Origin of the sequence: Pseudomonas sp. O39 (assembly GCF_045447295.1) — a bacterium.
Lineage (GTDB): Bacteria > Pseudomonadota > Gammaproteobacteria > Pseudomonadales > Pseudomonadaceae > Aquipseudomonas > Aquipseudomonas antarctica_A.
Map to the genome: position 1 here is coordinate 185,142 of NZ_JBJGXV010000001.1, position 23,270 is coordinate 208,411.

Here is a 23,270-nt window from a genome sequence, read left to right on the forward strand (position 1 = left end):
AATGGCCAAACGCCAGCTCAATCGTCGCCAAAATTGGCGCATCGAAAAGATTCAAGGTGAACGCGCCGCCCGCGCCGCCAAACGTGAATCCTCCGCCGTAGAAGCGCTCGAGGGCGGCGACCTGGGCCCCGAACAAACGGGCCTGGTGATCGCACACTTTGGTGTGCAGGTCGAAGTCGAGGCGCTGGAAGGCGAACTCGCGGGTTCTGTTTCCCGTTGCCACTTGCGCGCCAACCTGCCTGCGCTGGTGACCGGCGACAAGGTCGTGTGGCGTGCCGGCAACCAAGGCATCGGCGTAATCGTCGCCCAGTTGCCACGCACCACCGAACTGCGTCGGCCTGACAGCCGCGGGCAGCTCAAGCCGGTGGCCGCCAACGTCGACATGATCGTGATCGTGTTCGCGCCGCTGCCCGAGCCACATGCCAACCTGATCGACCGCTATTTGGTTGCAGCCGAGCATGCCGGCATTCGCCCGTTGTTGCTGCTGAACAAATTCGACCTGATCGACGAGCAGAACGCCCCGGCGCTCAATGCGTTGCTGGCGGTCTATCGCACCCTGGGTTACCCGGTGCTGGAAGTCTCGGCGCATCACGGCAACGGCATGGAACAGCTGCAACAGCAGTTGGACGGGCGCATCAGTGTGTTTGTCGGCCAGTCGGGCGTGGGCAAATCGTCGCTGGTCAACAGCCTGCTGCCGGAAGTCGACACCCGTGTCGGCCCGCTGTCGGAGCTGTCCGGCCAGGGTACCCACACCACCACCACCGCACGGTTGTTCCATTTCCCCGGCGGCGGTGAACTGATCGACTCCCCAGGCATTCGTGAATTCGGCCTCGGCCACGTCAGCCGCAGCGATGTGGAAGCGGGCTTCATCGAATTCAACGACCTGATCGGCACCTGCCGCTTCCGCGACTGCAAACACGACCGCGAGCCGGGCTGTGCACTGCTCAAGGCCCTGGAAGATGGCCGCGTACAGCAGCAGCGCATGAACAGCTATCGTTCGATTATTGCGAGCTTGCCCGAGAGCAGTTACTAAACTGCAGAGACAAAAAGGCCGCGATCATCGCGGCCTTTTTGCATGCGGCTTACGAGCCGGGCGCCGGTGCAGGCGCCGTAGGATCTTTCACCCCGCCATCATCAAACAGGTTCAGCTTCTGCCGCAGCTCATGGGCAGGCAACGGCTCCTGACCTGGTGGAATGGCGTTCGGATCAGCCGGCACTTCGCCTGGCGCACCGGCACCTTGGGTCGGTGCCGATGGGGCCGCGCCTTGATCGCCTTCGATCGCACGCTGGGCTTTTTTGGTCAGCACCACGATATCGATCCGACGGTTGATCGGGTTGAACGGGTCCTTGGGATCGAACAGCTGCGAGGAGGCAAAACCCACCACGCGCGCCATTTGCGGGTCCGGATAGCTGCCCGCCACCAGCGCACGCCGGGCAGCGTTGGCACGGTTGGCCGAAAGCTCCCAGTTGCCGAAGTCGCCCTGGCCTGCATAGGGCTTGGCGTCGGTGTGGCCACTGATGCTGATCTTGTTCGGCACCGCTTTGATCGTGTCGGCCATGGCCAGCAGGATGTCTTCAAAGTACGGTTTCAAACGCGCACTGCCGGAGTCGAACATCGGCCGGTTGGCGGCGTCGGTGATCTGGATGCGCAAGCCTTCCGGCGTGATCTCGAAGGAAATCTGATCCTTGAATTTCAACAGCTGCGGGTTTTCTTCAACCTTGGTCTGCAGTTCCTGCAGCAACAACTCGAGGCGCTCTTTCTCGACCTGCTCGGCCATGCTCTCGACAGTGTCGCGCTCGATCGGGATGTTTTCCTGCGGCGATTCGGTCTTGACCTCGGGGTTGATGGTGCGCTCAGGCGCCAGCTGCGGCGAGCCGCCCAGGTCAATCACAAAGGGCGTACCACTCTCCGAAAAGCCTATCGGGTCTTTGAAGTAACCGGCGATGGCGATTTTTTGTTCCGGCGTAGCGGTCGACATCAGCCACAGCACCAGAAAGAACGCCATCATCGCCGTCGCGAAGTCGGCGAAGGCGATTTTCCATGCGCCACCATGGTGCCCCGCAGCGAAGCGCTTGACGCGCTTGATGATTATCGGCTGGTTGTTTTCCATGGTTTAGCGACCGCGAACCGCTTGTTCCAGCTCGGAAAAACTTGGGCGATGTTTCGGGTACAGCACCTTGCGCCCGAACTCCACCGCCAGCGATGGCGGCATACCGGACGCCGAAGCCACCAGGCACGCCTTGATCGCTTCGTAGAGGTTGACCTCTTCCTTGGCATCGTGGGCCAGGCAGGTAGCGAGCGGGCCAAAGAAACCATACGCCGCCAGAATACCGAAGAAGGTACCGACGAGGGCCGCACCCACGTGCATGCCAATGGCCTTCTGGTCGCCTTCGCCCAGGGACGCCATGGTCACCACAATACCGAGCACCGCCGCGACAATACCAAACCCGGGCATGGCGTCAGCAACGCCGGTCACGGCGTGCGAAGGGTGTTCCAACTCTTCTTTAAGGCTGAACAGCTCCATGTCGAACAAGCCTTCCAGCTCGTGAGGCGCCATGTTGCCGGAGGACATGATGCGCAGGTAATCACAGATGTAGGCGGTCATGCGCTCATCTTTGAGCACGGCCGGGTACTTGGCGAAAATCGGGCTGGCGGCGGCGTCTTCGATATCGCCTTCGATGGCCATCATGCCTTCGCGGCGGCTCTTGTTGAGGATCTCGAATATCAGACCCAGCACTTCCAGGTAGAAGGTGTGAGAGAAACGCGAGCTGAACATGCCCAGCGACTTCTTGATCACATGCATGGTCATGTAGCCGGGGTTGGCCTGCAAGAATGCACCCAAGGCCGCACCGCCGATAATCATCACTTCGAAGGGCTGGATCAGCGCAGCAATTTTACCGTGGGACAGGACGTACCCACCGAGCACGCTTGCGATGACGACGATGATGCCGATAATTTTAGCCATAGGGGATTGGTACTTGCGCCGTCGGGTTCATGGACATATTGAGTGCAGCCGAAAACTCTTGTTCTACTTATCGGCAAAACTGCGCCAGACTATAGCCCGTTAAGGCGAAAAGCCAATTCGGCCCGTTCCGGGCGTGTTGAACGCAAGTGATGATCGCGCCCCAATCATGGCAAATGAAACGACAGTACCCACTGCAAAACCCACCACACTCGCCGCTTGGATCAAGCGTCTGGACGACGTGCCGCTGCCCGTGCCTCAGGCCAGTCACGAGCGCGTGTGCAAAGCCATTCGCGACAGCCGCAGCTCATTGCGAGACATTGCCGAGCTGATGCAAAACAGCCCGGCGCTGGTGCTCAGCGTGATGCGCGAGGCCAACAGCCATACGCACAACAGCCTGGCGGAACCGGCGGAAAACCTCGAAGTGGCGCTTAACCGTCTTGGTTTGAAACGCGCCGAAGAACTGCTGGCGCGACTGCCCTCGGTTCCAGCCAATGAAATCCCCTTGGCCCTGCGCCAACTGCTGCTGGTGAGCCAACACGCGTCCCAGCAAGCCAGCGGTTTGTTCGCCAGCCGCCTGGCGCGTTTGTGGCAAGACATCCACTGGGGCAGCCTGCTGTTTCTGTCCCCGCTATGGCCATTGGCCGTCGCGTATCCCAAGCTCCTGGAAGAATGGGAACTGCGGGTTATCCATAAAGGCCAGTCGGCTTACAAGGTCGAACGGGAGCTGTTCGGTGTGCGCCTGCTGGACTTGTGCCTCGGTTTGACCGAAGCCTGGCACCTGCCGATCTGGGTCTCCCAGGGCTATAACCTGCTGCTGACCGAGCAGCGCTTGCTGGTCAAGGCGCTGCACATCGCCCGTGAAGATGACGCGCTGCGCCAGCAGCAATTACTGGATGCCGAACCCAACCTGCGCCGCTGGCTCAACCAGCCGGCGAACACCGTGCTGCTGGCCAACGGCCTGGCGATGTCGGCCCAGGAATCGTGGACCTGCCCGCACACCGAGCGCTGGCAATACCTCACCGCGCTGTACTTGCAGGAGCCGTTGAGTGACGTGCAGCAGCAGGTTCACCAGCAAGCGGTGGCCAGCGCCCGCACCACCCTGATGCCCGATCTTTGGCACCCGGCGCTGTCGCTGATCTGGCCGTGGCATGTACAGAAAATTCATCGCGGCTTGTTGCCCGCACCGCCGCCCACCGCCGAAGCATTGGCCGTGTGGCGCAAGCGCTGTACCGAATTGCTGGTCGAGCCGAGCCGCTTTGCCAACGCCATGCACCTGACTACGTGCGCCAAAGAAGCCCTGGTCGCCAGCGGCATGCAACGGGTGTTGCTGTTTATGGCGGACCGCGCCCTGAGCACCTTGCGCGTGCATCAAGCCGACGGTTTGCCCAAGGACGCCGCGAGCCTGAGCCTGGATGTGGTCAACAGCACGCTGCTGCAGCGCCTGCTGGAAAAGCCCGCCCAGGTGCGCCTCACGCCGGACAATCACGCGCAGTTTTCCGCGCTGTTACCGCCAGTCCTGCGTCGCCTGTTTACCGGCGAACACCTGCTGTTGCGCTCCCTGAGCTGTAACGGTCGCGTGGTGATGCTGATGGTCGCCGACCAGGGCGGCGGCCCCTTCTCGGAAACCACCGTGCAGGCGTTCGGCAAAACCGCCCAATGCATCGAGAAAGCGCTGCACAGCTTTACCAACCGCAGCGCCTGATGCTTGCGCTACAATCGCCCTCCTTTATCGCCAACATTTGTGCCCAGGAGACCTCACATGCCTGACTTCTCTGGCTTGCCGCTGGTGATCGAATCCAGCGACCTGCTCGGTCAACTGGATGCCGGACACCTGATTCTGGTGGACCTCACCAGTGCCGCCCGCTACGCCGAAGGGCATATCCCCGGCGCGCATTTCGTTGACCCCAAGCGCACCCAACTGGGCCAACCGCCCGCGCCGGGTTTGCTGCCGAACAAGGCCGACCTGGAAAAACTGTTCGGCGAACTGGGGCACACCCCGGATGCCACCTACGTGGTCTACGACGACGAAGGCGGCGGCTGGGCCGGGCGTTTTATCTGGCTGCTCGACGTGATCGGACACCAGAAATACCACTACCTGGACGGCGGCCTGCTGGCGTGGCTGGACGGCCAACACCCGGTATCCACCGAGGTACCGGCCCCTGTCGGTGGCCCGGTCAGCCTGACCTTGCACGACGGCCCCACGGCCACGCGCGAATACCTGCAAAGCCGCCTCGGTGCAGCCGACCTGGGTATCTGGGACGCACGCGGCCCGCTGGAGTATTCCGGTGAAAAGGTCCTCGCCGCCAAAGGGGGTCACATCCCCGGCGCGGTGAACTTCGAATGGACCGCCGGCATGGACAAGGCGCGCAACCTGCGTATCCGCCGCGACATGCCGCAAATCCTCGAAGACCTCGGCCTGACCAAAGACAAAGAAATCATCACCCACTGCCAGACTCACCACCGCTCTGGCTTCACCTACCTGGTGGCCAAGGCGCTCGGTTATCCGCGAGTCAAAGGTTATGCCGGTTCCTGGGGCGAATGGGGCAACCACCCCGACACCCCCGTTGAGATTTAAGGTTTAAGGACACTTAATGAAAAAGCAGTTGTTTATCCTCAGCCAATACTTGCTGCCGCACCACTTGCTGTCGCGCCTGGCCGGCTGCGTTGCCGAGTGCCGCGTGCGCTGGTTCAAGAACGCCTTCACCAGTTGGTTCGCCAAGCGCTACCAAGTGGACATGTCCCAGGCGCTGGTTGAAGACCTGACCGCCTACGAGCATTTCAACGCATTCTTCACCCGTGCATTGAAAGACGGCGCCCGCCCGCTGGACCAAACCCCAGGTGCGGTACTGAGCCCGGCCGACGGTGCCGTCAGCCAGCTTGGCCCGATTGAACACGGCCGCGTATTCCAGGCCAAGGGCCACAGCTTCAGCGTGCTGGAACTGCTGGGCGGCGACGCGGCACTCGCTGCGCCGTTTATGGGCGGTGATTTCGCCACCATCTACCTGTCGCCGAAGGACTACCACCGCGTGCACATGCCGCTGGCCGGCACCCTGCGCGAGATGGTCTACGTGCCTGGGCGGATTTTCTCGGTAAACCAGACCACCGCCGAAAACGTGCCTGAGCTGTTTGCACGTAACGAGCGTGTTGTCTGCCTGTTCGACACCGAACGCGGCCCAATGGCGGTGGTGTTGGTCGGTGCAATGATCGTTGCGTCGATTGAAACGGTATGGGCCGGGTTGGTTACGCCGCCGAAGCGCGAGCTGAAAACCTTCCGCTACGACGAAGCCGCCCGCGCGCCGATTCACTTGGAAAAAGGAGCGGAACTGGGTCGCTTCAAGCTGGGTTCGACCGCGATCGTGCTGTTCGGGCCGGATCAGGTGAAGTGGGCAGAAGAGCTGGTGGCGGGTACGCCTGTGCAGATGGGCCAGGGCATCGCACTGCCGAAGGCCTGATTCAAAGCCGATTGAAGATCAAAATGTGGGAGCGGGCTTGCTCGCGAATGCGGTGTGACAGTCAATAGAGATACCGACTGATCTACCGCATTCGCGAGCAAGCCCGCTCCCACTTTGACCAGGGTGCTTCAGTTATTTCGGCTTACAGCTGACCGTCGCGGTCACGCAGGCCCAGCAGGTACAGCACGCCATCCAGCCCCAAGGTCGAAATCGCCTGCTTGGCCGATTGCTTGACCAGCGGCTTGGCGCGAAACGCCACACCCAAGCCGGCAATCGCCAGCATCGGCAAGTCATTGGCGCCGTCACCGACCGCAATGGTCTGTTCCAGACGCAAACCTTCCTTGTGGGCCAATTCCTTCAGCAGATCCGCCTTACGCTGAGCGTCGACAATCGGCTCGACGGCCACGCCGGTCACCTTGCCATCCACCACTTCCAGCTCGTTGGCGAACACATAGTCGATGCCCAGCTTGGCCTGCAACTGCTTGGCGAAGTAGGTAAAACCGCCCGACAGGATTGCGGTCTTGTAGCCCAGGCGCTTGAGTTCGGCGAACAGGGTTTCGGCGCCTTCGGTCAGGCGCAGCGAAGCACCGATGGAGTCCAGCACGCTGACATCCAGGCCCTTGAGCAATGCCAGGCGCTCCTTGAAGCTCGCGCGAAAGTCCAACTCGCCGGCCATTGCGCGTTCGGTGATGGCGGACACCTGCTCGCCCACGCCGGCAGCCTTGGCCAACTCGTCGATGACTTCGGCTTCGATCAGGGTCGAGTCCATATCGAACACCGCCAGGCGGCGGTTACGGCGGAACAGCGAATCTTCCTGGAACGCGATATCAACATTCAGCTCCTGGGCCACGCTCAGGAACTCGGCGCGCAGGGCTTGGGGATCAGCCGGCTCGCCGCGCACGGAGAACTCGATACAGCCCTTGCCCTTGTCGGCCGGCGTGTCCAATGGCATGCGACCCGACAAACGGTCGATATGGTCGATATTCAGACCGTACTGCGCGGTGATTGAGCTGACACGTTGCAATTGCTCGGCCGTCACCTTGCGAGTCAGCAAGGTCACGATGTGGCGCTTTTTGCCCTGGCCGTCGACCCAGTGTTGGTAATCTGCTTCGGAGACCGGGGTGAAACGCACCTGTTGATCCAGCTTATACGCCGTAAACAGGATGTCCTTGAGTACAGAAGACGCCTGTTCAGTGCTCGGGATTTCCACGAGAATCCCGAACGACAAGGTGTCGTGGATCACCGCCTGGCCGATGTCGAGAATGCTCACACCACCCTGGGCCAGAACACCGGTAATGGCTGCGGTGAGACCCGGGCGGTCTTCACCTGTGATATTTATCAGGACAATTTCGCGCAAAGCGCACCCCCAGGCTGGAAAAAAACCGCATTCTACCCACTTTCAGTGACCATCGGGCACAGGCAGCGCTTTGCCGGTTCTAGGCCTGTCGCTATACTGCGCGTCAACTTCACGGACCAAGAGCCGAGCGCAAGTGAACCGGCCCACGCCAGTAAAAACCGATAACTTCTTCCTGCTGATCTTCCGGGCACTGCGCCACCGCCGTGTACCGATCGCATTACGCATCGCCAGCCATAACGTGATCCTGGTCGCTCTGGCCTTGGTGATCTACGCCTGCGTGATGGGTTTGCAGTTCAAGCAGGCCATGCACGAGCAAGCCGACGCCCTGGGCGAAAGCTTGACCACCCAGACCGCCACCTCGGCGACTGAGTTGCTGGTGTCCAACGACATCCTCAGCCTCAACGTGCTGCTCAATAACCTGACCAAGAACCCGCTGGTGGCTCACGCTGCAATCTATAGCGTGGACAACCGGATCATGGCCGAAGCCGGGCAGCGCCCGAAAAACGGCCTGCTAGGTGAAGCCGAAGGCCTGTATCAGAGCAATATCACGTTTCAGGACGTGAAAGCGGGCCAACTGCGTATCAGCCTCGACATGCAGCAATTCCAGCAGCCGATGACCATCAGCCTGCAAAGCATGGGCATTCTCAGCGCGATCCTGCTGGCATTGGCCCTGGCCTTGAGCCTGCGCCTGGGTCGGCACATCTCCACGCCGCTGATGCAACTGCGCATCTGGCTGCGCGACATCGACGAACACACCCCGGCCACCGACCGCCAGGATGAGATCGGCGACCTCGCCCGCCAGCTTCACGCCAGCTTCGCCCCGGAACCTGTCATCGTGCCAGAGGCTGAACCCGAGCCTGAATACGACGACACCGATTACGACGACGAGCCCGAGTTTGAAGTGCGCGACCTGCGCGACCCAGGCTTTGACGAAAGTGCACCGGTGGCCGGCCTCAAGCCTGCCACACGCCAGGTGATCAAGGCCGAAGAGGATGAACTGGATGATGAAGATCCGTTCTCCGACCTGCGCGACACCTCGGCCGCCGCACCCGCTGTCGCCCCAAAGCCTGAGCCGGTGAAAAACACCGAACCGCAGCACAGCGCCGTATTGGCTGTGCAACTGGGTGCCCAGGACCAACTGCGCCGCCTGCCCCGCGCCCGCCTGACGGAATTGCTGGAACGCTACCGCGACTGCCTCGACCAGGCCGCTTCGCTCTATCAGAGCGAACTGCACACCCTGAACGATGGCAGTACGCTGATGCTGTTCCACAGCGAAGACAGCGGCGAAGACTACCTGACCAACGCCATCTGCTGCGGCGAACTGCTGCGCGCCCTGGGCCATGCCCTGCAGATTGAAGTTGCGGACAGTGGCATCACGTTGCAACTGCAATTGGGCCTGACGGTGGGTGACGATCTGTTCGGCATGAGCCAGATCGACCTGCTGCTGACCGAAATTGCCCAGGATGCACTGGCCTTGTCTCAACACAGCCGCAACCTGCTGCTGGTGGAGCGCAAGATCAGCGAAGATGCACTGATCCGCCAGCGCGCACGTATCCGCCCGATTGCCAGTCCTGAAGGCGCAAGCTGTGTGGAGCGGTTGATGGAACCGTACCCGTCGATGCTTGAGCGCCAGTTGGCGCGCATGCATGAGACCCGTACCAAGCCCTAAACAACACCGATGGATCAATGTGGGAGGGGGCTTGCTCCCGATAGCAGAGTGTCAGTCAGCACATGCATTGGCTGACCCACCGCTTTCGGGAGCAAGCCCCCTCCTACATTTGGTCTGTGCCAAGCTTCGAATCGCAGACAAAAAAAGGCCCGCTGAGTCAGCGGGCCTTTTTTGTGGGTCGGTTTCAGGTCAGAACCTGAACACTTCCATATCCGTACGAATCGGCGTTGCCATCGGCATCTTCGGCTTTCCCGGCACTGCCGGTTTGGCCTGAGCCGGGGCCTGCTTACGCGGTGCCTCGGCAACCGGCGGCTGATTAGCCAGCGGCTTGAGCGCCACCGACAACTGCTGCGCCAAATGCTGCAACAGCACGCCCTGGGCCTGGACCTGGGACGCGGTGGTGCCGGTGTGCTCTTCCTGCAGATGCACGATGCGGTTATCGCGCACTTGCCCACGACGGTCGATCAAACGCCACTGCGCATCCAGGATCGCCGGCTGCGAGGCCCCCGAGTCGAGCCGCGTAATCGTCAGCAACACCTGCACATCCGGGGTGAAGCCGGTTGGCGCCGGCGCAAGCACCACACGCTGGCTGTCGAGATGGCCTGCAACCTGGCGCAGCATCAGTTGGTTGATATCGGACGACAAACTGCCCGCCCAACGACCATCTGTGGAACCTTGCAAGCTGCCGTCGTTCTGACGTTGCAGCAGGGTTTCACGTTGCAGGTAATCGGCAACGACGACCGGGCCAAGCAATACGGCCATACCCGCCGTTTGGGCGGGCTGAGCCGGACTTCCGCTGTCCAGCTGGTACAGCGACACAGGCTGGTGTGTGCTGCAGCCCGCCAGCCCCAAAAGGCCAGCGAGCATCAAAATTAAAGGAAGGCGTGGAGCAGTCATCATCCCATCCAGGTGGCTGCCACAAGGCGAACCACAATGTAATACTAAAAATAACCTAAACACGCTCGGCCACGCCGGCGCTGGAAAGGCCATATCATCCGTGAATATGCGCCCTGACTCCAGCGCCAAAGCGTCGATCTACGCGTTAAATCGTAGATCGAGGGCTCTAATCGGCGTTAAACAGGCGTTTCCACGAGCAAAGCATCCACTCGCTGGAAACCCCGCGGCAGTTTGTTGCCGCGTCGGCCACGCTCACCCTTGTAGTGTTCAAGGTCGTCAGGGCGCAACGACAGCGTGCGCTTGCCGGCCTGGAGCACCAGGGTTGAACCTTCCGGGATCACGGCGATGTCGGTCACGTACTCTTCGCGACTGGCCACACGCTCCCCGGGAATCCCGATTATCTTGTTGCCCTTGCCTTTGCCCAACTGCGGCAAGTCGCTGATTTTGAACACCAGCAAACGCCCCTCGGTGGTCACCGACGCCAGCCAGTTGCTCTCGCGGTCGTCCACGGTGCGCGGCAGGATCACCTTGGCGTTGTTCGGCAAGCTCAACAATGCCTTGCCCGCCTTGTTCTTGGCCTGCAGGTCTTCGCCCTTGACCACAAAACCGTAACCCGCATCGGAGGCGATCACATACAGCGAATCATCATCCGGCAGCAGCACGCACTCAAAATTCGCCCCCGGTGGCGGTGTGAGGCGCCCGGTCAGTGGCTCGCCCTGGCCCCGTGCCGATGGCAAGGTGTGCGCCGGCACCGAATAACTGCGCCCGGTAGAGTCGATAAACACCGCAAACTGGTTGGAACGCCCGGCCGCAGCGGTCTTGAAACCATCACCCGCCTTGTAGGAGAGGCCGGTGGCGTCAATATCATGCCCTTTGGCGGAACGAACCCAACCCTTTTCCGACAGAACGACGGTAATTTTCTCGTTAGGTAGCAGCTCGGTTTCTGTCAGAGCTTTGGCTTCAGCGCGCTCAACGATTGGCGAGCGGCGATCATCGCCATAGGTTTCGGCGTCTTTGATCAGCTCACTGCGCACCAGCTTCTTGAGTTTGGCTTCGCTGCCCAGCAGGGCTTGCAGCTTGGCTTGCTCTTTGAGCAGTGCATCTTGCTCGTCACGCAGCTTCATTTCTTCCAGTCGCGCCAATTGGCGCAAGCGGGTATCGAGGATGTAGTCGGCCTGGATCTCGCTCAGCTCAAAACGCGCGATCAGCTCGGCTTTCGGGTGCTCGGCAGTACGGATGATGTGGATCACTTCATCCAGGTTGAGGTAGGCAATCAGCAAACCGTCCAACAGGTGCAAGCGACGCTCAACCTTGTCGAGACGGAATTGCAGGCGGCGGCGCACGGTCTGCACGCGGAACTCCAGCCACTCCACCAGCAGGTTGCGCAGGTTTTTCAGCTGCGGCTTGCCGTCCAGGCCGATGATGTTGACGTTGACCCGGTAGCTGGACTCCAGGTCGGTGCTGGCGAACAGATGCTGCATCAGCACTTCGTGGTCGACGCGGCTATTGGTCGGGATGATCACGATGCGGCATGGGTTTTCGTGGTCAGACTCGTCACGCAGGTCCGCAACCTGCGGCAATTTCGACGGTTTGGCCTGCATCAGCGCAGCGATCTGTTCCAGCACCTTGGCACCGGACACCTGATGCGGCAGCGCGGTGACGATAATGTCGCCATCTTCGATGTGATAAACCGCGCGCATGCGCACCGAGCCCTTGCCGGTCTCGTACATCTTCAGCAGGTCGGCGCGCGGTGTGATGATTTCCGCTTCGGTCGGGTAATCCGGGCCCTGGATATGCTCGCAGAGTTGCTCGACCGTGGCTTTGGGCTCGTCCAGCAAGCGCACGCAGGCGGTGGCCACTTCACGCAGGTTGTGCGGCGGCACGTCGGTGGCCATGCCGACCGCAATGCCGGTGGTGCCATTGAGCAGGATATTCGGCAAACGCGCCGGCAACACCAGGGGTTCGTCCAGGGTGCCGTCGAAGTTCGGCCCCCAGTTAGCGGTGCCCTGCCCCAACTCGCTGAGCAGCACTTCCGAATAACGCGACAGGCGCGCCTCGGTATAACGCATGGCAGCGAAAGACTTGGGATCATCCGGCGCACCCCAGTTACCTTGCCCGTCCACCAAGGTGTAGCGGTAGCTGAACGGCTGGGCCATCAGCACCATGGCTTCATAGCACGCAGAGTCGCCGTGGGGGTGGAACTTACCGAGCACGTCACCGACGGTACGCGCCGACTTCTTGTGCTTGGAATCAGCGTCCAGGCCCAACTCACTCATGGCGTAGATGATGCGCCGTTGTACCGGCTTCAGGCCGTCGCCGATATGCGGCAAGGCACGGTCCATGATCACGTACATGGAGTAGTTGAGGTAGGCATTTTCGGTGAAGTCAGCCAGCGATCGGCGTTCTACGCCATCTAAGCTGTCTGCGAGGATGTCACTCATGCGGGCCTCATCATTGTTTGGTCTGGCGCAGCAGCAATGTGCCGCTGCGCTGGGTAAATTCAAGTTGTTTCAATGCACTCATGCCCAACAGCACCTGTTCCCCGCCCAAGCCCGGCGCCACCAGCGCACGGACGTCCTGAAGGACGATATCGCCCAGTTTCAGGCGGTCGAGCTGGGTACGGTAGCCCTGACTCCGCCCATTGGCGGTGCTCAAGGTCACCGGCATGCCACGCTTGAGCCCGAGACGGTCGGCCAATTCGGCCGGAACCGCCACGTCGGTCGCCCCGGTGTCGAGCATAAACTCCACCGGTTGACCGTTGATCTGGCCGCTGGCAACAAAATGGCCTTGGCCGTTGCCGAGCAATTTCACTTCGATGTAACCCTCGTGCTGTTCCGAGGTCACCACGGCATTCGGGTTTTGCTGACGCGCTTCCCACTGCCCAAAAAACCGTGTGGCCAAAAACAGCCCCGCTCCCCACGCCACGAACATCAACACACGTCCGGCGCGCTTGCCGGGCGGTTGTGCACTCATGGCTGAGCGCCCCAGCCACCGGCAGGCGCGGCAAAACGATAGACCATCGGCCGTTTTTCACCATCGGCACGAGGGCCGAAATTGTTGTCGATCCCCAGCCAGGCTCCGTCGGCATCCACCACCAGTGCTTCGGCCAAACCATAAGGCTGGGCATAACGCCGATTCGGCGTCAGGGTCTCGTCGGCAAACGACCAGCACAACTCGACTTTTGCAGTGACCGCATCGCGCCGGCAAATCTGGAACGCATTGCGTTCCAGCGTAAACAGCTTGCCGTTGAACAGCGCGAGGTCGGCAAAGTCCTTGGACACGGCCTTGGCATCGGTGAACTGCACCGGCTGCACTTCCTGCCCGGCCTCGCTCAGCAACACACAAGGCCCCTCACAATCCCACACACTTTGCCCGCGCTTGATCGAGATCAAGCCACGTCGCTCACGCTCGGCGGCCAGCCAGATCTGATTGCCTTGCGGGTTGATCGCCAAGCCTTCGAACAAGGCATTGAAATGCAGCAACATGCCGCTGGCCCGTGCTTCGCGCACCATGCCCGGGGCGATTTTCAACCACTGCGGCGCACCGCTCACCGGCACTTGCAGCACCGCCGCATGGGCTTCGCTGACAATGTAGCGGTTACCGGCGGCATCGCAGGTGATGCCTTCAAAGTCCAGGTCACCACCGCGAATGAACGAAGCAGCCTTGGTGCGCGAGCGCAGCCCCCACGGTAAACCGGACTCCGGCACCGGCGGCACGTCGATCTTCAGCGTTTCGGCCTTCCAGGTCGGCGCGCTGATATCGAGGCGGTAGATCTGGTCGTCATCGCGGTCGGAAACGGTCCACAGCTCTTTGCCACACAGGGCCAGGCCCGACAGGTTACCGCCGCGCATGCCGTCCACCGGGTGTTCGGACACGAGTTTAAGCTCAACCGCGGGCGCGGCGACCACCTCGGTGGCCGCCAACCCGCTCAACATCAGGATCGCCAGGGCGAAACCTGTGCGCATCAGCCCAGAACCTCGGCCAGGTTGCCTTTGGACTCCAGCCAGGCTTTGCGATCCGGTGCACGCTTCTTCGCCAGCAACATGTCCATCATTTCCGACGTGCCGGCGAAGTCTTCCAGGGTCAACTGCACAAGGCGCCGAGTGTTCGGGTCCATGGTGGTTTCGCGCAGCTGCGGCGGGTTCATCTCACCCAGACCTTTGAATCGTGTGACCTGTGGTTTGCCGCGCTTTTTCTCGGCGACCAGACGGTCGAGGATGCCATCGCGCTCGGCTTCGTCGAGGGCGTAGAAAATCTCTTTGCCCAAGTCGATGCGGTACAGCGGCGGCATCGCGACATAGACGTGACCGGCATCCACCAGTGGGCGGAAGTGCTGGACGAACAGCGCGCACAGCAACGTGGCGATGTGCAGGCCGTCAGAGTCGGCGTCGGCGAGGATGCAGATCTTGCCGTAGCGCAGCTGGCTGATGTCTGCCGCGCCCGGGTCGACGCCGATGGCCACGGCAATGTTGTGCACTTCCTGGCTGGCCAGGACTTCGCTGCCGTCGACTTCCCAGGTGTTGAGGATCTTGCCGCGTAACGGCAGGATCGCCTGGAATTCCTTGTCCCGCGCTTGCTTGGCGGAACCGCCGGCGGAGTCACCTTCCACCAGGAACAGCTCGGAACGCATCGGGTCTTGCCCGGCGCAATCGGCCAGTTTGCCCGGCAGTGCCGGGCCAGCCGTAATGCGCTTGCGCTCGACCTTTTTGCTGGCTTTGAGGCGACGGCCGGCGTTGTTGATCGCCAACTCCGCCAGGGCCAGGCCCAGTTCCGGGTGTTCATTGAGCCACAGGCTGAAGGCGTCCTTGACCACACCAGAAACAAACGCCGCCGCCTCACGGGACGACAGCCGTTCTTTGGTCTGGCCGGAGAATTGCGGCTCCTGCATTTTCATCGACAGTACGAACGCGATGCGCTCCCACACGTCTTCCGGCGCCAGCTTCACGCCGCGCGGCAACAGGCTGCGGTATTCGCAGAATTCGCGCATGGCATCGAGCAAACCCTGGCGCAAACCATTGACGTGGGTGCCGCCCTGAGCGGTGGGGATCAGGTTGACGTAGCTTTCCTGCACGCTGTCGCCGCCTTCGGGCAACCACAGCAGCGCCCAGTCGACCGCTTCTTTATTACCGGCCAGGCTGCCGCAGAACGGCTCGTTGGGCAGGCGTTCGAAGTCGCTGACGGAGTCTTCCAGGTAGGAGCGCAGGCCGTCTTCGTAGTGCCACTCGACCTTTTCGCCGGTGCCTTTGTCTTCAAAGCTGACCAGCAGGCCCGGGCACAGAACCGCCTTGGCCTTGAGCACGTGCTTGAGGCGGCTGATGGAGAATTTTGGCGAATCGAAGTATTTAGGGTCCGGCGCGAAGTACACGCTGGTGCCGGTGTTGCGCTTGCCGACGGTGCCGATCACTTCCAGGTCGGTGGCTTTGTAGCCATCGGCGAAGGTCATCTGGTACTCGTTGCCGTCGCGCTTGACCTTGACCCGCACCAGTGTGGACAGGGCGTTGACCACCGAAATACCCACACCGTGCAAGCCACCGGAGAACTGGTAGTTCTTGTTGGAGAACTTGCCGCCGGCGTGCAGCTTGGTGAGGATCAGCTCGACGCCCGACACACCCTCTTCCGGGTGAATGTCCACCGGCATGCCGCGACCATCGTCAGACACTTCCAGGGAATGGTCGGCATGGAGGATGACTTGTACCGACTTGGCGTGCCCGGCCAAGGCTTCGTCGACGCTGTTGTCGATGACTTCCTGGGCAAGGTGGTTCGGCCGACTGGTGTCGGTGTACATGCCGGGGCGTTTGCGCACCGGGTCGAGGCCCGAGAGGACTTCGATGGCGTCGGCGTTATAAGAGCTAGCGCTGGGAGTGGCCATGGGGTCTCGTCGTGAGTCGTTCGATTAAAAAGTAACCCGCGATTCTCACAGTGAAGAAAAATCGAAGGATTGATACTGATCAGGGCCAATGCCGGCAAAGCTCAACATTGCCGGCAATTGCAGGGCGAACCCTTGATAACCATGGTCGCCACCGGCCTGGATGCGCAAGGCACAGGCTCGGTAATACTGTTGGGCGAGGCGATAGTCCAGTGTTTCATCGCCGGTCTGCAACCACACCTGATAACGCGCGGCATCCTGGGGCGCCGGAACTTCCAGCTCGGCCAGTGCCGTGACGTGATCGTGGGTCAATTCCCAGGTTTCATCGGTGTAAAGGTTCTTCTGGGTGCCCAGGTAACCGTCGAACATCCGATGAGGGCTGACCGCCGGGTTGACCAGCAGCGCCTTAAGGCCATGGCGTTCGGCAAGATGGGTTGCATAGTAGCCGCCGAGTGAGCTGCCGACCAGCAGCGGCCGACCCAGCTGTGCAATGGCCTCCTCCAACTGAGGAATCGCCTGGCGGGGGTGGTGATGCAGGGCCGGCACGCGCAATTGGTCGGCCAGGCCGAGGCTGTCCATCACAGTCATCAGTTGGCTGGCCTTGTTGGACGCAGGCGCGCTGTTGAAACCGTGGATATACAAGATCGAAGCGGACATGCCGGGCTCTCCGTGCTTCAGCCAAAGAGGCGCAGTTTACAGGGATCGAGGGGGTGTGTGAGTCCCTCTATCTAAAGGACACAGAAGATCCACTGTGGGAGCTGGCTTGCCTGCGATGGCGGTGTATCAGCCACACATTTGTTAACCGGCATGCCGCTATCGCAGGCAAGCCAGCTCTCACATTTTGATCAGTGTTTACAGCTTTTAGTAGCCGTTGCTGCCGTAATCCACGGTAAAGGCAAAGCCTTTGACTCGCTCAACGCCAGTTTCCAACCGTCCGTCGGCGTGCAGGCGCAGCCATCGGTAGCCTGGCGCTTGTTCGCTGACCTGGAAGTCTTCACTGCCCGGCGTGAACTGGATGCAGGTGGACGGCGAAGCCAGCAGGCGTACACCGTTGCGTTCGCGGTCGATCTCTTGGTGCACATGCCCCCACAGCACCGCCTTGACCTGCGGAAAACGGTCGAGTACGGCAAACAAGGCGTCGGGGTTGCGCAGCCCGATGGGCTCCATCCAGGCACAGCCGATAGGCACCGGATGATGGTGAAAGCACACCAGATGGTGCCGACCCGGCGCCTCACTCAAGGACTGGGCCAACAATTGCAGTTGCTGGTCTTGCAGGTAACCGGGCACCGAACCGGGAACTGCCGAATCCAGCAGGGTGACGCGCCAGTTGCCGATGTCGACCACCGGCTCCAGCAGATCACTATGCACGGCGGCATGCGCCATGATCTGTGGCTCGTCGTGGTTGCCGGGAATCCAGCGCGCCGGCGCATCAATCGGCCGGCTCAGGTCGCGAAACTGTTGATAAGACTCAAGCGTGCCGTCCTGGGACAAATCGCCCGTTGCCAGCACCAAATCGATCTGCGGCTGCTGCTCGCGTACCAACTCGATCACCCGCTGCAGGCTCTCGCAGGTATTCATGCCCAGCAGCGTGCCGTCGGCCTCGGCAAACAGGTGGCTGTCGGACAACTGCACCAGCAACGCCGGCGCATCAGGGTTCAAGGCGGATACGCTTGGCAAGGCGCTCTCCCAAGGCAATCACAGGAAATGGACATTTGGCGCGATTATGCTGGGGCAGGACACAAAGAGGAAAGCGGAGGAAGCAGACGCAGTTCACATCTACCGCACGACTTCAAACTCGTGGCCCAGGGCCAGGCAGTGACTCAACCATTCACCGAGGAACACATTGAGCTGTGCTTTCTCATCGGGCTGGTGCATGAACACATTCGGGTAAGGATAGATGCTGCGAAAGCGGCGTGCATGTTCGGCGCTGATCACTTCGGCCATTCGCGCATCGTGATACACCTGCACTTCCAGCTGCGGCACCGGCAGCCACGGCAGGCTGTGTTCCTGGCGCACACGCAGGGTAGTGGTGTACGGGCAGTTGACGATCACCTCGAGGGTCAGTACGCCGAGCATCTGGTCGCCGTGGGTCACGGCAATGCGCCGCGCTTCGGGGGCGTGGCGCATGTCGGGGAGCAAGCGCATCAACCGCGCATAGTTAGCCTCGCAGGCGGCTTGCAGCCCGATCAGGTCGACTCGATAACGTTCCCGTGCCTTTACTGCCATAACCCCCTCACTTCCGCGCGATTAAGCGCAAGCCATTGCAGGGCGATAATGCTGGCTGCGTTGGAAATTTTGCCGTCACGCACCGCTTGCAAGGCATCTTCGAACGCCCAAGGGGTGACGCGGATATCTTCTGCCTCTTCTTCCAGTCCATGGACGCCACCCGCCCCGGCGCTGTCGCAACGGCCCAGGTACAAGTGGACGAATTCAGTGCTGCCACCGGGCGATGGAAAATACTGGGTGATCGGCCACAGCGCGGAGAATGTAAGCCCAGCTTCCTCCTCGGCTTCGCGGTGTGCAACCTCCTCCGGCTCTTCATCCTTGTCGATCAGGCCGGCGACCATTTCCACCAGCCACGGGTTGTCGGTACGGCCCATGGCGCCGACACGAAACTGCTCGATCAGGACCACTTCATCGCGCTGCGGGTCGTAAGGCAACACGCACACCGCGTCATGCCGAACGAAGACTTCGCGATTGATCACCCGGCTCATGCCGCCATCGAATTTCTCGTGGCGCAACTGCACGCGATCAAGCGTGTAGAAGCCCTGGTAAGCAGTGTCGCGCTGAACAATCTCGATCTTGTGCGGCGTCGACTTGGCAATGTCCGTCATGTCTGTCCTCGTTATGCCCGTGCAATTCGGGCCATCCTAACGCGCTCCTGCCCGTTGGTGCAGCCCCTTTCCAGTTGCCGGGATAGACGGCGGACGTCAAACTCACTCTAATCAGCTTAGTGGCGAACTGACTGCCCTGTTGGCAGTCCAAGCGCTACTCTTTTCGCTTCCCATCGATTTCCGAAGGACACACATGTCGCTTTTAAAAGTCGCCTCCGTGGCCTGTATTGCCTTGACCCTCGGTGCTTGCCAGAGCCTGTTCCAGCCCAGCTACCTAAAGCCGCTGGATACCAAGCCAGACGCCTCGGAGCAGATCAAACCCGGCTGCAACAGCCCTGATTGTCCGCTGGTGAACATCGATACCGTGCACTTCCCCACCGAGCCGCAACTCGACACGCTGGTGGAGCAGCGCCTGCTGCAAATGACCCGCACCACACCCGGCGCCAGCGTGCCGCCGACGCTGAATGCCTACCGCGACAAGTTCCTGCGCGAATCGCCCGACCGCAACAGCATGTACTTGCAGGCCAAGGTACGTGAGCAGCATGACGGACTTGTGATCATCGAGGTGTCCAGCTACCTCGACACCGGCGCCGCCCATGGCGAGCCCGGCCGTGGGTTCATCAACTATTCACGCCTGCTGCACAAGGAACTGAGCCTGACCGACATGCTGTTGCCGGGCCAGGAGCAAGCGTTCTGGAATACCGCGAAAGTCGCCCACAACAGCTGGCTGATCAACTCGCAGATGGACCGTGACCCGGAGTTCGTGAAGAGCTGGCCGTTCCAGAAAACGCCGAACGTGGCCTTGACCAGCAACGGCGTGGTGCTCAAGTACAACGTGGCGACGATTGCGCCTTACGCATTGGGGCTGATCGAAATGACCATCCCCTATGCGCGCCTCACCGGCGTACTCAAGCCCGAACTGGCGCCCGCACGCCACTGAAGGCCCGGCCCAGGATGAACTGCAGCAATCCTGCCAGCACCAGTGCCGGCAGGGTTGCGCCGATATCCGGATAAAGATTGGCGAGCAGATGATACGTGCCGATGCCGCCCAACCAGGCCACCAGCGCAGGCCAGTGCAGGTTGCCAACCGCGCCTTGGCCACGGCGGCGCAGGATAAAGTGATCCACCAGCACCACGCCGAACAAAGGCGCAAACACCGAGCCGATCAGCAACAGGAAGTTCTGATACTGCGCCAACGGTGCGAAGCAGGCGATCAACGTGCAGATCACGCCGATAGCCAGCGCCAGATGCTCGACTTTCCAACGCAACAGAATCCCGCTGGACACCGCCGCCGAGTGAATATCGGCAAAGGCGTTTTCCGACTCGTCCAACAGGATCAGCAACAGCGGAATGCCCAAGCCTGCGCCGGCCAGGGCCAGCAACAGCGCATTCACCTCACCACTCGGCGCAAACGCCAGGGTGTAGGCCACGCCCAGGCTCATCAGCCAGAAATTGCCGATAAAGAAACCCAGCGCCGTACCGCCGAAGACATGTTTGGCGCGCTTGCCGAAACGTGAGTAATCGGCAATCAGCGGCAGCCAAGACAGCGGCATGGCGATGGCGATATCAAAACCCACGGCGAACGGCATCGAGCCGTCACCGGACTTGGCCCAGAGTGCGGCGAGGTCGGCCTTGGCGAACAGGTTCCAGGTCAGCCACAGGCAGGCGGCGAGCAGCAGCCAGATGCCCCATTTGCGCAGGATTTGCCGTACGAACGTCAGCGGGCCGCTGACCGCCAGCAACGTCGCCAAACCGCCGAAAAACAGCGTCCACAGCAAAGGGTTCGCCAGCAAGCTGCCTTCGCTGAACGCGCGCGTGCCCAACAAACTGGCGGCATCGCGCATCACGATGATTTCAAACGAGCCCCAGCCGATCAGTTGCAGCAGGTTCAGCAACGCCGGCAGGCTCGCGCCCCGGGCGCCGAGGCTGAGTTTAAGCGCGGCCATGGCCGACAGGCCGGTGTCGCTGCCAATCACGCCGACGGCGGCCAGTAACAGCACGCCGACCAGGGTGCCGAGGAAAATCGCCAGCAACGAGCCGGACAAGCCCAGGCCCGGCGCGAGCAAGGCGCCGGTTTGAAGAACCATCAGGCCGATGCCGAGGGAGAACCACAGGGAAAACAGGTCGCGGGCGCCGAAGACGCGTTTGTCAGCGGGCACCGCGATGTCAGGGGAATAGGTGCTGGGTTGAATGCTCAAGGGTGTTATCTCTGAGGGACACTTTGTTGTTTGTCAGATTGCCTTCGCGAGCAAGCCCGCTCCCACATTTGGAATGCATTTCAAATGTGGGAGCGGGCTTGCTCGCGAAGAGGCCGGTACAGGCGCCTACAATCCCGGATCAGACCTTCTTGTAAAGCTGGCTCCCTTCCTGCTTGAACCGCTGCGCCTGCTCGGCCAAGCCCTTGGCCACATCCACATCCACCGCTTCAATGCGCTGGTTGGCCGCGTACTCACGCACTTCCTGGGTGATTTTCATCGAGCAGAACTTCGGCCCGCACATCGAGCAAAAATGCGCGACCTTGGCCGAGTCCTTCGGCAGGGTTTCATCGTGGTAGGAACGTGCGGTGTCCGGGTCCAGGCCGAGGTTGAACTGGTCTTCCCAACGGAACTCGAAGCGCGCCTTGCTCAAGGCGTTGTCGCGAATCTGCGCGCCGGGATGCCCCTTGGCCAAGTCCGCAGCGTGGGCGGCGATCTTGTAGGTGATGATCCCGGTCTTCACGTCATCCTTGTTCGGCAAGCCCAGGTGTTCCTTGGGCGTGACGTAGCAGAGCATGGCGCAACCAAACCAGCCGATCATCGCGGCACCAATGCCCGAGGTAATGTGGTCGTAGCCCGGTGCAATGTCGGTAGTCAGCGGGCCGAGGGTGTAGAACGGCGCCTCGTCGCAGCATTCCAACTGCTTGTCCATGTTCTCCTTGATCAACTGCATCGGCACGTGGCCCGGGCCTTCGATCATGGTTTGCACGTCGTGCTTCCAGGCGATTTTGGTCAGCTCGCCGAGGGTTTCCAGTTCGCCGAATTGCGCAGCGTCGTTGGCGTCGGCAATCGAGCCCGGGCGCAGGCCGTCGCCAAGGGAGAAGCTGACGTCATAGGCCTTCATGATTTCGCAGATTTCGTCGAAATGCGTGTAGGTGAAGTTCTCTTTGTGATGCGCCAGGCACCACTTGGCCATGATCGAGCCGCCACGCGACACGATGCCGGTGACGCGTTTAGCGGTCAGCGGTACGTAACGCAGCAACACACCGGCATGGATAGTGAAGTAGTCGACGCCCTGCTCGGCCTGTTCGATCAACGTGTCGCGGAACAGCTCCCAGGTCAGGTCTTCGGCGGCGCCGCCGACTTTTTCCAGGGCCTGGTAGATCGGAACGGTACCGATCGGCACCGGCGAGTTGCGGATGATCCACTCGCGGGTTTCGTGGATGTGCTTGCCGGTGGACAAGTCCATCACGGTGTCCGAACCCCAGCGGATGCCCCAGGTCAGTTTCGCCACTTCTTCTTCAATGGACGAACCCAGGGCGCTGTTGCCGATGTTGCCGTTGATCTTCACCAGGAAGTTACGGCCGATGATCATCGGTTCCAATTCGGTGTGGTTGATGTTGGCCGGGATAATCGCGCGGCCACGGGCGATTTCTTCGCGGACGAATTCGGGGGTGATAATTTTCGGCACGCTGGCGCCGAAACTGTGGCCGGCATGTTGCTGGTCGAGCAGGCCACTGGCGCGGGCTTCTTCAAGCTTCATGTTTTCGCGGATGGCGACGTATTCCATCTCGGCGGTGATGATGCCTTTGCGCGCGTAGTGCATCTGCGTGACGTTGGCGCCGGCCTTCGCGCGACGCGGGTTCTTCACGTGGGCAAAGCGCAGGGCCGTAAGCTCGGCATCGCTGAGGCGCTGCTGGCCGAAGTGCGAGCTCAAGCCGGACAGGCGCTCGGTGTCGCCACGTACTTCGATCCACGGCGAACGTACATCGCCCAGGCCTTTGCGCACGTCGATGATGACGTTGGGGTCGGTATACGGGCCGGAGGTGTCGTACACCACCACGGGCGCGTTGATCTCACCGCCGAAATCGGTGGGGGGCACGTCCAGGCTGATTTCACGCATCGGCACACGAATGTCCGGGCGAGTGCCTTGCACGTAGATTTTTTGCGAGCGGGTAAACGGCTGCACGGAGCCGGAGTCGACCTTGGCCGATTCACTCAGGTGCACGGTGTTTTTTAATTTTGTAGTCATCA

Annotated in this window: 20 protein-coding genes; 6 read left to right on the top strand and 14 right to left on the bottom strand. The window is 61.2% G+C overall.

Annotated features, from left to right (window positions below):
- The first annotated feature begins 1 nt into the window (after position 1).
- Positions 2-1,033 (top strand): small ribosomal subunit biogenesis GTPase RsgA, encoded by a 1,032-nt coding sequence (rsgA, locus tag ACI77D_RS00810; protein ID WP_003171340.1) that lies wholly within the window; start codon positions 2-4, stop codon positions 1,031-1,033.
- 49 nt (positions 1,034-1,082) lie between these two features.
- Here the strand turns inward: rsgA and motB are convergent, their stop codons facing one another.
- A complete protein-coding gene (gene motB, locus ACI77D_RS00815; protein ID WP_407015876.1) occupies positions 1,083-2,111 on the bottom strand; it encodes a flagellar motor protein MotB in 1,029 nt (342 codons plus the stop codon).
- A gap of 3 nt (positions 2,112-2,114) precedes the next feature.
- Positions 2,115-2,966: a flagellar motor stator protein MotA gene (gene motA / locus ACI77D_RS00820; RefSeq protein ID WP_064450398.1), complete on the bottom strand. Its 852-nt coding sequence runs from the start codon at positions 2,964-2,966 to the stop codon at positions 2,115-2,117.
- 166 nt (positions 2,967-3,132) lie between these two features.
- Between motA and ACI77D_RS00825 the strand changes: the two genes are divergently transcribed.
- The 3 genes from ACI77D_RS00825 to asd are packed head-to-tail and all read left to right on the top strand — an operon-like array spanning position 3,133 to position 6,418.
- Positions 3,133-4,668, top strand: a complete 1,536-nt coding sequence (locus ACI77D_RS00825) for an HDOD domain-containing protein (RefSeq protein WP_407015877.1) — start codon at positions 3,133-3,135, stop codon at positions 4,666-4,668.
- Positions 4,669-4,725: 57 nt separating this feature from the next.
- Positions 4,726-5,541 carry a thiosulfate sulfurtransferase gene (gene rhdA, locus ACI77D_RS00830; RefSeq protein WP_407015878.1) on the top strand — a complete coding sequence of 272 codons (816 nt, stop codon included), beginning with the start codon at positions 4,726-4,728 and terminating at the stop codon, positions 5,539-5,541.
- A 16-nt stretch (positions 5,542-5,557) separates the two neighbouring features.
- Entirely contained in the window at positions 5,558-6,418 is an 861-nt protein-coding gene (gene asd / locus ACI77D_RS00835) for an archaetidylserine decarboxylase (protein ID WP_064450395.1), read from the top strand.
- A gap of 142 nt (positions 6,419-6,560) precedes the next feature.
- Here the strand turns inward: asd and serB are convergent, their stop codons facing one another.
- Entirely contained in the window at positions 6,561-7,775 is a 1,215-nt protein-coding gene (gene serB / locus ACI77D_RS00840; protein WP_064450394.1) for a phosphoserine phosphatase SerB, read from the bottom strand.
- Between the two features lie 133 nt (positions 7,776-7,908).
- Here serB and ACI77D_RS00845 point away from each other — a divergent pair, with 133 nt between their 5' ends.
- On the top strand, positions 7,909-9,444 hold the full coding sequence (locus ACI77D_RS00845; protein ID WP_221293777.1) for an AhpA/YtjB family protein: 1,536 nt from the start codon (positions 7,909-7,911) through the stop codon (positions 9,442-9,444).
- Between the two features lie 189 nt (positions 9,445-9,633).
- On the opposite strand, the gene ACI77D_RS00850 is transcribed toward ACI77D_RS00845, so the two are convergent.
- From ACI77D_RS00850 to ACI77D_RS00890, 9 genes are all read right to left on the bottom strand, one after another.
- Positions 9,634-10,344 (bottom strand): membrane integrity-associated transporter subunit PqiC, encoded by a 711-nt coding sequence (locus ACI77D_RS00850; RefSeq protein WP_064450392.1) that lies wholly within the window; start codon positions 10,342-10,344, stop codon positions 9,634-9,636.
- 173 nt (positions 10,345-10,517) lie between these two features.
- Positions 10,518-12,782, bottom strand: a complete 2,265-nt coding sequence (gene parC / locus ACI77D_RS00855) for a DNA topoisomerase IV subunit A (RefSeq protein ID WP_053254034.1) — start codon at positions 12,780-12,782, stop codon at positions 10,518-10,520.
- Positions 12,783-12,792: 10 nt separating this feature from the next.
- Entirely contained in the window at positions 12,793-13,314 is a 522-nt protein-coding gene (locus ACI77D_RS00860) for a TIGR02281 family clan AA aspartic protease (RefSeq protein WP_064450391.1), read from the bottom strand.
- Complete coding sequence (locus ACI77D_RS00865; protein WP_407015879.1) at positions 13,311-14,306, bottom strand: esterase-like activity of phytase family protein; 996 nt, start codon at positions 14,304-14,306, stop codon at positions 13,311-13,313. Before ACI77D_RS00865 ends, ACI77D_RS00860 begins: the two co-directional genes overlap by 4 nt.
- On the bottom strand, positions 14,306-16,210 hold the full coding sequence (gene parE / locus ACI77D_RS00870) for a DNA topoisomerase IV subunit B (protein WP_128588807.1): 1,905 nt from the start codon (positions 16,208-16,210) through the stop codon (positions 14,306-14,308). Before parE ends, ACI77D_RS00865 begins: the two co-directional genes overlap by 1 nt.
- Before the next feature lie 45 nt (positions 16,211-16,255).
- Positions 16,256-16,864, bottom strand: coding sequence for a YqiA/YcfP family alpha/beta fold hydrolase (locus ACI77D_RS00875; protein ID WP_064450388.1), 609 nt, complete (start codon positions 16,862-16,864; stop codon positions 16,256-16,258).
- Positions 16,865-17,068: 204 nt separating this feature from the next.
- Positions 17,069-17,884 (bottom strand): 3',5'-cyclic-AMP phosphodiesterase, encoded by an 816-nt coding sequence (cpdA, locus tag ACI77D_RS00880; protein WP_221293775.1) that lies wholly within the window; start codon positions 17,882-17,884, stop codon positions 17,069-17,071.
- Between the two features lie 99 nt (positions 17,885-17,983).
- Positions 17,984-18,433 (bottom strand): DUF1249 domain-containing protein, encoded by a 450-nt coding sequence (locus ACI77D_RS00885; RefSeq protein ID WP_017138485.1) that lies wholly within the window; start codon positions 18,431-18,433, stop codon positions 17,984-17,986.
- Positions 18,424-19,041: an NUDIX domain-containing protein gene (locus ACI77D_RS00890; protein ID WP_064450386.1), complete on the bottom strand. Its 618-nt coding sequence runs from the start codon at positions 19,039-19,041 to the stop codon at positions 18,424-18,426. The genes ACI77D_RS00885 and ACI77D_RS00890 overlap by 10 nt, the downstream gene beginning before the upstream one ends.
- A gap of 193 nt (positions 19,042-19,234) precedes the next feature.
- Here ACI77D_RS00890 and ACI77D_RS00895 point away from each other — a divergent pair, with 193 nt between their 5' ends.
- Positions 19,235-19,981 (top strand): RsiV family protein, encoded by a 747-nt coding sequence (locus ACI77D_RS00895; RefSeq protein WP_064450385.1) that lies wholly within the window; start codon positions 19,235-19,237, stop codon positions 19,979-19,981.
- On the opposite strand, the gene cytX is transcribed toward ACI77D_RS00895, so the two are convergent.
- Positions 19,950-21,239: a putative hydroxymethylpyrimidine transporter CytX gene (gene cytX / locus ACI77D_RS00900; RefSeq protein WP_064450384.1), complete on the bottom strand. Its 1,290-nt coding sequence runs from the start codon at positions 21,237-21,239 to the stop codon at positions 19,950-19,952. The genes ACI77D_RS00895 and cytX overlap by 32 nt on opposite strands.
- A gap of 139 nt (positions 21,240-21,378) precedes the next feature.
- Positions 21,379-23,268, bottom strand: coding sequence for a phosphomethylpyrimidine synthase ThiC (thiC, locus tag ACI77D_RS00905; protein ID WP_407015880.1), 1,890 nt, complete (start codon positions 23,266-23,268; stop codon positions 21,379-21,381).
- Between the last annotated feature and the right edge of the window lie 2 nt (positions 23,269-23,270).

Bases quoted from the DNA above. Each gene is read 5' to 3' on its own strand.
- rhdA (WP_407015878.1), top strand. From the start codon at position 4,726: ATGCCTGACTTCTCTGGCTTGCCGCTGGTGATCGAATCCAGCGACCTG.
- motA (WP_064450398.1), bottom strand. From the start codon at position 2,966: ATGGCTAAAATTATCGGCATCATCGTCGTCATCGCAAGCGTGCTCGGT.
- ACI77D_RS00850 (WP_064450392.1), bottom strand. From the start codon at position 10,344: ATGATGACTGCTCCACGCCTTCCTTTAATTTTGATGCTCGCTGGCCTT.
- ACI77D_RS00825 (WP_407015877.1), top strand. From the start codon at position 3,133: ATGGCAAATGAAACGACAGTACCCACTGCAAAACCCACCACACTCGCC.
- parC (WP_053254034.1), bottom strand. From the start codon at position 12,782: ATGAGTGACATCCTCGCAGACAGCTTAGATGGCGTAGAACGCCGATCG.
- ACI77D_RS00860 (WP_064450391.1), bottom strand. From the start codon at position 13,314: ATGAGTGCACAACCGCCCGGCAAGCGCGCCGGACGTGTGTTGATGTTC.
- ACI77D_RS00875 (WP_064450388.1), bottom strand. From the start codon at position 16,864: ATGTCCGCTTCGATCTTGTATATCCACGGTTTCAACAGCGCGCCTGCG.
- ACI77D_RS00890 (WP_064450386.1), bottom strand. From the start codon at position 19,041: ATGACGGACATTGCCAAGTCGACGCCGCACAAGATCGAGATTGTTCAG.
- ACI77D_RS00885 (WP_017138485.1), bottom strand. From the start codon at position 18,433: ATGGCAGTAAAGGCACGGGAACGTTATCGAGTCGACCTGATCGGGCTG.
- parE (WP_128588807.1), bottom strand. From the start codon at position 16,210: ATGGCCACTCCCAGCGCTAGCTCTTATAACGCCGACGCCATCGAAGTC.
- asd (WP_064450395.1), top strand. From the start codon at position 5,558: ATGAAAAAGCAGTTGTTTATCCTCAGCCAATACTTGCTGCCGCACCAC.
- ACI77D_RS00895 (WP_064450385.1), top strand. From the start codon at position 19,235: ATGTCGCTTTTAAAAGTCGCCTCCGTGGCCTGTATTGCCTTGACCCTC.
- ACI77D_RS00865 (WP_407015879.1), bottom strand. From the start codon at position 14,306: ATGCGCACAGGTTTCGCCCTGGCGATCCTGATGTTGAGCGGGTTGGCG.
- rsgA (WP_003171340.1), top strand. From the start codon at position 2: ATGGCCAAACGCCAGCTCAATCGTCGCCAAAATTGGCGCATCGAAAAG.
- motB (WP_407015876.1), bottom strand. From the start codon at position 2,111: ATGGAAAACAACCAGCCGATAATCATCAAGCGCGTCAAGCGCTTCGCT.
- thiC (WP_407015880.1), bottom strand. From the start codon at position 23,268: ATGACTACAAAATTAAAAAACACCGTGCACCTGAGTGAATCGGCCAAG.